At 70.5% G+C, this 8,907-nt stretch carries 10 protein-coding genes; 8 read left to right on the top strand and 2 right to left on the bottom strand.

Annotation, left to right across the window (positions count from 1 at the left end; translation table 11 throughout):
- Positions 1 to 96: 96 nt before the first annotated feature.
- Positions 97 to 597, bottom strand: a complete 501-nt coding sequence (locus tag PV363_RS13380) for a DinB family protein (protein ID WP_255559062.1) — start codon at positions 595 to 597, stop codon at positions 97 to 99.
- Positions 598 to 622: 25 nt separating this feature from the next.
- On the opposite strand from PV363_RS13380, the gene tsaD reads away from it, so the two are divergent.
- The 3 genes from tsaD (at position 623) to PV363_RS13365 (ending at position 3,219) form a co-directional block, all read left to right on the top strand.
- On the top strand, positions 623 to 1,687 hold the full coding sequence (gene tsaD / locus PV363_RS13375; protein ID WP_301022564.1) for a tRNA (adenosine(37)-N6)-threonylcarbamoyltransferase complex transferase subunit TsaD: 1,065 nt from the start codon (positions 623 to 625) through the stop codon (positions 1,685 to 1,687).
- Between the two features lie 228 nt (positions 1,688 to 1,915).
- Entirely contained in the window at positions 1,916 to 2,596 is a 681-nt protein-coding gene (locus PV363_RS13370; RefSeq protein WP_301022563.1) for a DUF6801 domain-containing protein, read from the top strand.
- Positions 2,593 to 3,219, top strand: a complete 627-nt coding sequence (locus PV363_RS13365; protein WP_301022562.1) for an Ig-like domain-containing protein — start codon at positions 2,593 to 2,595, stop codon at positions 3,217 to 3,219. Before PV363_RS13370 ends, PV363_RS13365 begins: the two co-directional genes overlap by 4 nt.
- A 48-nt stretch (positions 3,220 to 3,267) precedes the next feature.
- Here the strand turns inward: PV363_RS13365 and PV363_RS13360 are convergent, their stop codons facing one another.
- Entirely contained in the window at positions 3,268 to 4,467 is a 1,200-nt protein-coding gene (locus PV363_RS13360; RefSeq protein ID WP_220342005.1) for a class I SAM-dependent methyltransferase, read from the bottom strand.
- A 241-nt stretch (positions 4,468 to 4,708) separates the two neighbouring features.
- On the opposite strand from PV363_RS13360, the gene groES reads away from it, so the two are divergent.
- The 5 genes from groES to PV363_RS13335 form a co-directional block, all read left to right on the top strand.
- Positions 4,709 to 5,008, top strand: a complete 300-nt coding sequence (gene groES / locus PV363_RS13355) for a co-chaperone GroES (RefSeq protein WP_149770274.1) — start codon at positions 4,709 to 4,711, stop codon at positions 5,006 to 5,008.
- A 107-nt stretch (positions 5,009 to 5,115) separates the two neighbouring features.
- A complete protein-coding gene (groL, locus tag PV363_RS13350; protein WP_220342004.1) occupies positions 5,116 to 6,696 on the top strand; it encodes a chaperonin GroEL in 1,581 nt (526 codons plus the stop codon).
- Positions 6,697 to 6,854: 158 nt separating this feature from the next.
- Entirely contained in the window at positions 6,855 to 7,448 is a 594-nt protein-coding gene (locus tag PV363_RS13345) for a sigma-70 family RNA polymerase sigma factor (protein ID WP_255559063.1), read from the top strand.
- The gene (locus tag PV363_RS13340) at positions 7,445 to 8,284 is read left to right on the top strand and encodes a hypothetical protein (RefSeq protein WP_301022561.1); all 840 of its coding nucleotides are present in this window, start codon (positions 7,445 to 7,447) and stop codon (positions 8,282 to 8,284) included. Before PV363_RS13345 ends, PV363_RS13340 begins: the two co-directional genes overlap by 4 nt.
- Before the next feature lie 135 nt (positions 8,285 to 8,419).
- Positions 8,420 to 8,907 (top strand): IMP dehydrogenase (locus tag PV363_RS13335; RefSeq protein WP_301022560.1); only part of this gene is annotated, 488 nt, incomplete at its 3' end.

The raw sequence follows: 8,907 nt of genomic DNA, 5'->3' as shown, positions 1-8,907 counted from the left end.
CGTACCGGCTTCGTCGACGCGCGACCCGAACGCGTTGCACCCGATCCCGACCACTGACACCATCAGGCCGCTTCGGCCCAGCGGACGCATCCGCATTCAGTCACCCACCTCTCCGTCGGCGAGCTCCCGCAGGATGTCCAGGTGCCCGTTGTGGCGCGCGGTCTCCTCGACGAGGTGCGCGACGACCCAGCGTACGTTCGGCTGGAAGTCGCGCCGCGGCTTCGCCGTCAGGTCGTCCAGGTCGCGCTCGGCGAGGATCGCGTCGCAGGCGGCGATCTGCTGGCGGTAGCCGGTGAGGATGTCGTCCAGCGTCATCTGTGCGGCGATCTCGAACTCGCCGTCGGGGTGCTCGTCCGACCAGGGGGCACGGTCCTCGCCGCCCGCGACGACCACCTCGACCCAGTAGTGCTCGTTCCAGCGCAGGTGGTTGATCACGTTGGCGATCGACATCAGCGGCGAGGTAGCCAGCGGTGTGGCGTGCGCGAGGTCCTCGGGGAGGCCCTCGGCCTTCGCGAGGGCGGTCTCCCTGACGTAGCGGAGGAGGGTGAGCGCTGTGGTGCGCTCGTCGACGGTGGATGGAGTGTCCGTACGGTCCATGACCCCACCCTGGCACCATGGGGACGTGAGCACTGCGACGACCCACGCCGACGGCCCTCTCGTCCTGGGGATCGAGTCGTCCTGCGACGAGACCGGTGTCGGCATCGTCCGCGGGACCGAGCTCCTCGCCAACGCCGTCGCCTCCAGCGTCGAGGAGCACGTCCGCTTCGGCGGGGTCGTCCCGGAGGTCGCGAGCCGCGCGCACCTCGAGGCGTTCGTCCCGATGCTCGAGAAGGCACAGGCCGACGCGGGCGTCTCCGTGGCCGACGTCGACGCGATCGCCGTCACCAGCGGGCCCGGACTGACCGGCGCGCTCCTCGTCGGGATCGCCGCCGCGAAGGCGCTCGCGATCGCGTACGACAAGCCGCTGTACGGCATCAACCACCTGGTCGCCCACGTCTGCGTCGATCGGCTCGAGCACGGTGAGCTCCCGGAGCCGACCGCCGCCCTGCTCGTCTCCGGCGGCCACACCAACCTCCTGCTCGTCGACGACGTGACCAGCTCGGTCCGGATGCTCGGCGAGACGATCGACGACGCCGCGGGGGAGGCCTTCGACAAGGTCGCCCGTCTGCTGGGCCTTCCGTATCCCGGTGGTCCGGAGATCGACCGCGCCGCCCGCGACGGCGACCCCACGGCGATCGCGTTCCCTCGCGGCCTGACCGGTGGACGCGACATGGACAAGCACCGCTATGACTTCTCGTTCTCGGGCCTCAAGAGCGCGGTCGCGCGGCACGTCGGGCACGAGGAGCGCATGGGCCGGTCGATCTCGGTCCCCGACGTCGCGGCCTCCTTCCAGGACGCGGTGTGCGACGTCCTCTCCGCCAAGACGGTCCGCGCGTGCGTCGATCACGGGGCGGAGCACCTGGTCCTCGGCGGGGGTGTCGCGGCCAACGGCCGCCTGCGCCACTACGTGCTGGAGCGCGCCGAGGCGGCCGGGATCGACGTACGGATCCCGCCGCCGGTGCTCTGCACCGACAACGGCGCGATGGTGGCGGCGCTCGGCTCGGCCCTGGTCGCCAAGGGCGCCGCGCCGAGCTCGCTCGACCTGGCCGCGGACTCCTCGATGCCGGTCACGCAGATCGTCGCCTGAACGGCTCTGCGCTCCCCTCTCGATGTGGGCAAGAACACATTTCTTGCGTCCCACCTATTGCAACTTGTGGTTACACCTGCGTAGGTTACTGAACCGTAACACTCAGTTACTGGGTATCGGACAAACGGACGCTTACAAGGGCGGTCCGTCGATCTGGAGGGGATCATCTTGTCCATTTTCAGAAATCCAACGGCCCGAAGGCCGTTGTCGCTCGCAGCATCCGGGGCCTTGGTCGCCGGCATCGCGGTGAGCGCGACGGCTCTCGGGGCGGCGCCGGCCAGTGCGGCCGACGTCGAGCTCAACAAGGACTTCACCTACACGTGCAACGTCGTCGCGGCAGGTCTCGCGCTCGGTGACTTCTCCGTGGGTGTCAACGCCAGGGTCGTGATCCCGGAGGTTGTCGCCCCCGGCGACACGATCCCGGCTCGCAAGACCCAGATCACGTTGACGCTGCCTGAGCCGCTGCGCTCGGCGACGTACGGCCTGCTCGGTGCGCGATCGGCCAGCGGCTTCTCCAACGACGCGAGCATCAACATCACGGTTCCGGGGATCACCGACCCGTTCGTGTACCCGATCGCCAACCTCGCCGCGCCGTGGTCACCCGTCCCGGCGACGTCGACCCCGCCGTGGCAGATCCCGACCGAGGGCGACGTGCCCGCGATCCCGGTCCCCACGACAGCGGAGTACCCCGGGCTCGAGCTGCCGACCACCGGCACCATCCACATGCCGCGGGCGTTCAACGTCACGGCATCGCTGCGCAACGCCGCCGGTGAGCTGGTGGGCGGCGAGGGTGCCGTCACGATGGCGTGCACCTTGCCCGCTGCCAGCGACGACACCTTCGGAACGTTCGGTATCGCGGAAGTGCCGCCGACCCGCCGACGAACGTCCCGCCGACCGCGGGCAACGTGACGGCGGAGACCAGGGAGGACGAGGCGGTCGACATCACGCTCGAGGGCGCTGATGCCGACGAGGGCGACACCCTGACCTACACCTACGGGACGCCGGCCAACGGCACCGTGACGGGTACGGGCGCCGACGTCACCTACACCCCGAACGCCGGCTTCTTCGGCACCGACACCTTCACCTACACCGTCTCCGACGGCGAGGAGGAGGCCACCGGCACGGTCACCGTGACGGTCAACGAGGTCGTCATCCCGCCGAACACGCCGCCTACCGCGGGCAACGTGACGGCGACGACCAACCAGGACAGGGCCGTCAACATCGCGCTGCGCGGTGCGGACGCCGACGGCGACACCCTGACCTACACCTACGGCACGCCGGCCAACGGCACCGTGACGGGTACGGGCGCCAACGTCACCTACACCCCGAGGGCCGGGTTCTCCGGCACCGACACCTTCACCTACACCGTCTCCGACGGCCAGGCGGAGGCGACCGGCACTGTCACCGTGACCGTCACCAAGGTCACGCAGCCGCCGGCCGACAAGTGCGGTCCGATGCCCAACCCGCTGCGCGAGCCCATCAAGTGGCTCAAGTGGCTCGCCTGCAAGATCCTGGGTCACCTGGGTCGCTGAGCAGGAGCCGCTGAGCGGCACTGAAGCACGAACGCCGGTGGCGGGACCTCAGGGTCCCGCCACCGGTGCGTCTGTGCGGAGGACCGGCTCGACGAGGTAGGCCCGGCCCTCTCCCGCCACGCGGGTGAGGACGACGGTGGCGGTCTCCGAGCCGGCCAGCCGCAACCGTCTGACCAGCACCTCAGGGACCACCGAGACGCCCCGCTTCTTGACGGTCAGCGTGCCGACGTCGCGCTCGCGCAACGCCGCCCGCAGCTGCTTCTCCCGGTACGGGAGCTCCTCCAGGACACGGAAGGCCCGGGCGTACGGCGTCGCCACGTGCGTGGCGCTCGAGACGTAGGCGATGTGCGGATCCACGAGCCAGCCGTCGGTGAGGACAGCGACCGCGGTCACGAGACCTGCGCGGATCACCGCGTCGTCGGGCTCGTAGAGCCAGTCACCCGGGGCGGCGACGTGGACCTCGGTGGGCGCGTCCGCGTCGGTCAGCGTGGCCGTGGCGTGGGTCCCGATGACGGTGGCCCGCCGCGTCGCCCCGGCGTACGCGGGTCCCCAGAGGCAGGCTTCGACGAGGTCCCCACGGTCGCTGACCCACTCCGCCTCGACACCGTCGGGAACCAGATCGTGGGCGATGCCCGGGAGCACCTTGGCCAGGCCGCGATCGGCGAGCACCCCCACCACGAACGACCACGGAGGGCTGAACGCGTCGAGGTCGAACGTCCGACCGCGCCCGTCCCGCCGTGCCGGATCGACGAACGCCGCGTCGTACGGGGTCAGGTCGACCGCCGTCAGGTCCGCGACGCCGACGGTGCCGTCGAGCCGCAGGGCAGCGAGGTTCGCCCGCGCCATCGCGGCCCGGAGCGGATCGCGCTCCACGCCGTGGACCGACAGTCCCGCGCGGGCGAACGCCGCGAGGTCGGCGCCGATCCCGCACCCCAGGTCGACCAGCGTGCGGGCGCCGGTGGCGCTCAGCCGCTCGGCGCGATGAGCGGCGACCCGCAGGCGCGTCGCCTGCTCGAGCGCGTCCGGGGTGAAGTACATGTTCGCGGCGTCGGCGCCGAGCTTGGTGGCCGCCCGGCGCCGCAGCGCCACTTGACTCGTCGCCGCCGCGACCAGCTCGGGGGAGTGGCCCTGCCGGCGCAGCCGGGTGACCAGCGTCAGCTCGTCGACGCTCCCGTACGTGGCCTCGGCCTCGCGGAGGACCTGCTGTCCCTCGGCGTCGAGGAGTCGTTCGAACGTCTCGACCTCCATGGGGGCAAGTCTCGCAGCACGGGCCCGGAGGCCGGGCTCACGGGCGCTGGCACTCTGCTTGACCGAGTGCTAACCCGGCTCTAGGTTGGATTTAGCACTCTCGTATCCTGGGTGCTAACGGTGCACCGCGTACGGCTCCCGCGACGGCGTGCGTGCGAGCACCTCGAAGGACCCACAGTCCCAGTCCCGTCGTACGGGCGAACGCCCGCTCACGGGGTAACACGAAAGGGGAGGTCGACAAGTGTCGGTCACCATCAAGCCGCTCGAGGACCGTATCGTCGTCAAGATTCTCGAGGCGGAGCAGACCACCGCCTCGGGCCTGGTCATCCCGGACACCGCCAAGGAGAAGCCCACCGAGGGCTCCGTCCTGGCCGTGGGCCCGGGCCGCTTCAACGAGGACGGCGACGAGCGCATCCCCGTCGACGTCAAGGTCGGCGACGTCGTCGTCTTCAGCAAGTACGGCGGCACCGAGGTGAAGTACGACGGCGAGGAGTTCCTCATCCTGTCGGCGCGCGACGTCCTCGCGGTCATCGAGAAGTAGCGACGTGCTCGCCCCGGCGGTCCGAGACCGCTGGGGCGAAAGCACTCGTCCGCAGCACATGGGCCCGCGGTGTCTCGACGGGTCCGACACCACAGAGAAGGATCCCCATGCCCAAGATTCTTGAGTTCGACGAGACTGCTCGTCGGTCACTCGAGCGTGGCGTCGACATTCTGGCCGACACCGTGAAGGTGACGCTCGGCCCCAAGGGTCGCTACGTCGTCCTCGACTCCAAGTGGGGTGCGCCGACGATCACGAACGACGGCGTGACCGTCGCCCGTGAGATCGAGCTCGACGACCCGTTCGAGAACCTCGGCGCCCAGCTCGCCAAGGAAGTTGCCACCAAGACCAACGACATCGCCGGTGACGGCACCACCACGGCGACCGTGCTCGCTCAGGCGATGGTCCACGAGGGCCTGCGCGCCGTGGCGGCGGGCACCAACCCGATCGCCCTCAAGCGCGGCATCGACAAGGCCGTCGCCGCTGTCTCAGAGCGGCTCCTCGAGCTGGCCCGTGACGTCGACGACAAGCAGGACATGTCGCACGTCGCCAACATCTCGGCGCGTGACGCCCACATCGGTGGCCTGATCGCCGACGCCTTCGACAAGGTCGGCAAGGACGGTGTCATCACCGTCGAGGAGTCCAACACGATGGGCACCGGCCTCGAGTTCACCGAGGGCATGCAGTTCGACAAGGGCTACCTCTCGCCCTACATGGTGACCGACACCGAGCGGATGGAGGCCGTCCTCGACGAGCCGTACATCCTCGTGAACCAGGGCAAGATCTCGTCCGTCGCCGACCTCCTCCCGCTGCTGGAGAAGGTCGTCCAGGCGGGCAAGTCGCTCCTGATCATCGCCGAGGACGTCGACGGCGAGGCGCTCTCGACGCTGGTCGTCAACAAGATCCGCGGCACGTTCACCTCGGTCGCCGTCAAGGCGCCGGCGTTCGGTGACCGCCGCAAGGCGATGCTGCAGGACATCGCGGTCCTCACCGGCGCCCAGGTCGTCACCCCCGACCTCGGCCTCAAGCTCGACCAGATCGGGCTCGACGACCTCGGCACGGCGCGTCGCGTCGTCGTCACCAAGGACGACACCACGATCATCGACGGTGCCGGCAAGGACGACGAGGTCTCCGCCCGCGTCAACCAGATCAAGGCCGAGATCGACTCGACCGACTCCGACTGGGACCGCGAGAAGCTCCAGGAGCGCCTCGCGAAGCTCGCCGGCGGCGTCTGCGTCATCCAGGTGGGTGCCGCGACCGAGGTCGAGCTCAAGGAGAAGAAGCACCGCATCGAGGACGCCGTCTCGGCGACCCGTGCGGCGATCGAGGAGGGCATCGTCGCCGGTGGCGGCTCCGCTCTCGTGACCGCCGTGTCGGTGCTCGAGGACGACCTCGGGCTCACCGGTGACGAGGCCGTCGGCGTCGCGATCGTCCGCAAGTCGGCCGTCGAGCCGCTGCGCTGGATCGCCGAGAACGGTGGCGAGAACGGCTACGTCGTGGTCGCCAAGGTCCGCGAGAGCGGCCAGGGCTACAACGCCGCGACCGGCGAGTACGGCGACCTGGTCGCCCAGGGCGTCCTCGACCCGGTCAAGGTCACGCGCTCCGCGCTGGCCAACGCGGGCTCCATCGCCGCCATGCTGCTCACCACCGAGACGCTGGTGGTCGAGAAGCCGGCCGACGACGAGAGCTGATCCGAGCGCACTCCCACGACGAAGGCCCGTCCCGTGAGGGGCGGGCCTTCGTCGTTGTGCATCCGGTCTGGCGTGTCGCCCGGCGACGTGGGACGGTGGGCGTGGCACCACCGGTGCTGACCCGTCCTGATGCTCCTGAGCCCCCGAAGGATCCCCGGATGCTTCCCCGCCCACCCTCCGGTGAGCCAGACCTCGCCGAGCTGGCGCTGCGAGCCCTCGATGATGCCGACGTCATGGATGCCCTCATGCGCGACGTGCGCACCGTGTCGCACCGCTACTGCCGTGCCCGCCTCGGCGGATACCGCGACGGTGCGCAGCTGGCCGAGGACGTCGCCCAGGAGATCTGCATCGCCGTCTTCCAGGCACTCCCCACCTTCGAGCACCAGGGTCTTCCCTTCGAGGCGTTCGTGTACGCCATCGGCAGCCGCAAGGTGGCCGACGCCCAGCGCAGCGCCTACCGCTCGCGCCAGGTTCTCGTCGACGTCGTCCCGGACTCGGGCGTCGCCTCGGCCGAGAGCGAGGTGCTCGGACGCCTCGAGTCCCAAGATGTCCTCGACCTGCTCGACTGCCTTCCGGGCCGACTGCACGAGGTGCTCGTCCTCCGGGTCGCGATGGGACTGACCGCCAACGAGGTGGGCACCGCGATGGGGATGACGCCCGGCGCCGTACGGATCGCGCAGCACCGTGCCCTTCAGCGGCTGCGCGACCTCCACCGCAACCGCCAGGTGACGCGCGGGGAGGTCTCGGCGTGACCGGCGTCGATCCGGTCGCGCACGACGACCGTCTCCTCGACGACCTGATCGCCGGTCGGGCCACGGGCGACCCCCTCCTCGACGGACTGGCCGCTTGGCGCACCGACGTCATGGCCTCGCCCCCCGGCGCCGGGGACCCCGCCGCTGACCGGCTGACCGCCGTGTCGAGGGCGCCGGGCCGGGCCGGTTGGCGGGTGGGGCCTGTGGGTGCCCGTCGCGTGCGCCCGGTCGACCGCCGCCGCGCCCACCGCGGTCGCGCGACTCGACCCGCGCCGGGCGTCCGCCGCGCCACCGAGCTTGGTGTGGGCGTCGTCGTCCTGCTCGCCATGGGCGTCAGCCAGGCGGTCGCCGGCAGCCCCGTTGCGCCGCTCACCTACGTCGTCGGACGCGCGGTCGGGCTGGGTGAGGAGGTCGCGACACCGCGGACGGCCAAGAGGCATGAGCGCCCCAACCTGTCGGCGCCGGCGGTCACAGGTTCAGAAGTGCACACCGGGCGTTCCGGCGCCGAGGCGCTCTCGTCTGCTCACAAGGGCGAGGCATCTCACCCCGTTCCCTCGCGGGACGGACGGAGCCGTGCGGACTCGCCCCGGGCCGAGCAGCCGGCGACTCCTGCGCCGTCGCCCGTCCCAGGGGTGGTGACGACCGCGCCCGCTCCCGCCGACGACGGGACCCGTGATCGGGACTGGGACCGTGACCGTGACGGCGCCTGGGACCGTGATCGCGGCGGCGCCTGGGACGGTGATCGTGACGGGGACCGCGACCGGGACCGTGATCGTTCGGGCGACCAGTGGGCCGACAGGTCGTCGTCGTGGCGCCCGTCGTACGTCGTGCGCTGACGCTCCTCGACGGTCCTCGCCGGACGTGACGGCCGCCGCACGCGGCCGTGGAAGCAGCTGCGCCCATCCGTCGTTGGATGTGTCGACAGGGGTCCTCGTAGGATGGGGACGTCGGATGCTCGAGGGAAGGACGTCATGGATCTCAACGCCGCGGGTGTGCCGGAGAAGTTCGCACCGCTGGGCCTCACCTACGACGACGTCCTGCTGCTCCCTGGCGAGACCGACGTCGTCCCGAGCGAGGTCGACACCACGTCGCGGTTGACCCGAGACATCTCTCTCCGCATCCCCTTGATCTCCGCGGCGATGGACACCGTGACCGAGGCGCGCATGGCCATCGCGATGGCGCGCGAGGGTGGCATCGGCATCCTGCACCGCAACCTGTCCGTGGAGGACCAGGCCTACCAGGTCGACCTCGTCAAGCGCACGCAGACCGGCGTCATCCCCAACCCGATCACCATCACCGAGAAGGCGACGCTGGAGGAGCTCGACGAGATCTGCGGCCAATACCGCGTCTCCGGCCTCCCGGTCGTCGATGCCGACGACACGCTCCTCGGCATCGTCACCAACCGCGACCTGCGCTTCGTCCCCCTGGCGGAGTGGTCACACAAGACGGTCGGCGAGGT

The organism is Mumia sp., assembly GCF_028803055.1.
In the GTDB taxonomy this organism is placed as follows: domain Bacteria; phylum Actinomycetota; class Actinomycetes; order Propionibacteriales; family Nocardioidaceae; genus Mumia.
This window is presented reverse-complemented; position numbering and strand designations above follow the sequence as displayed.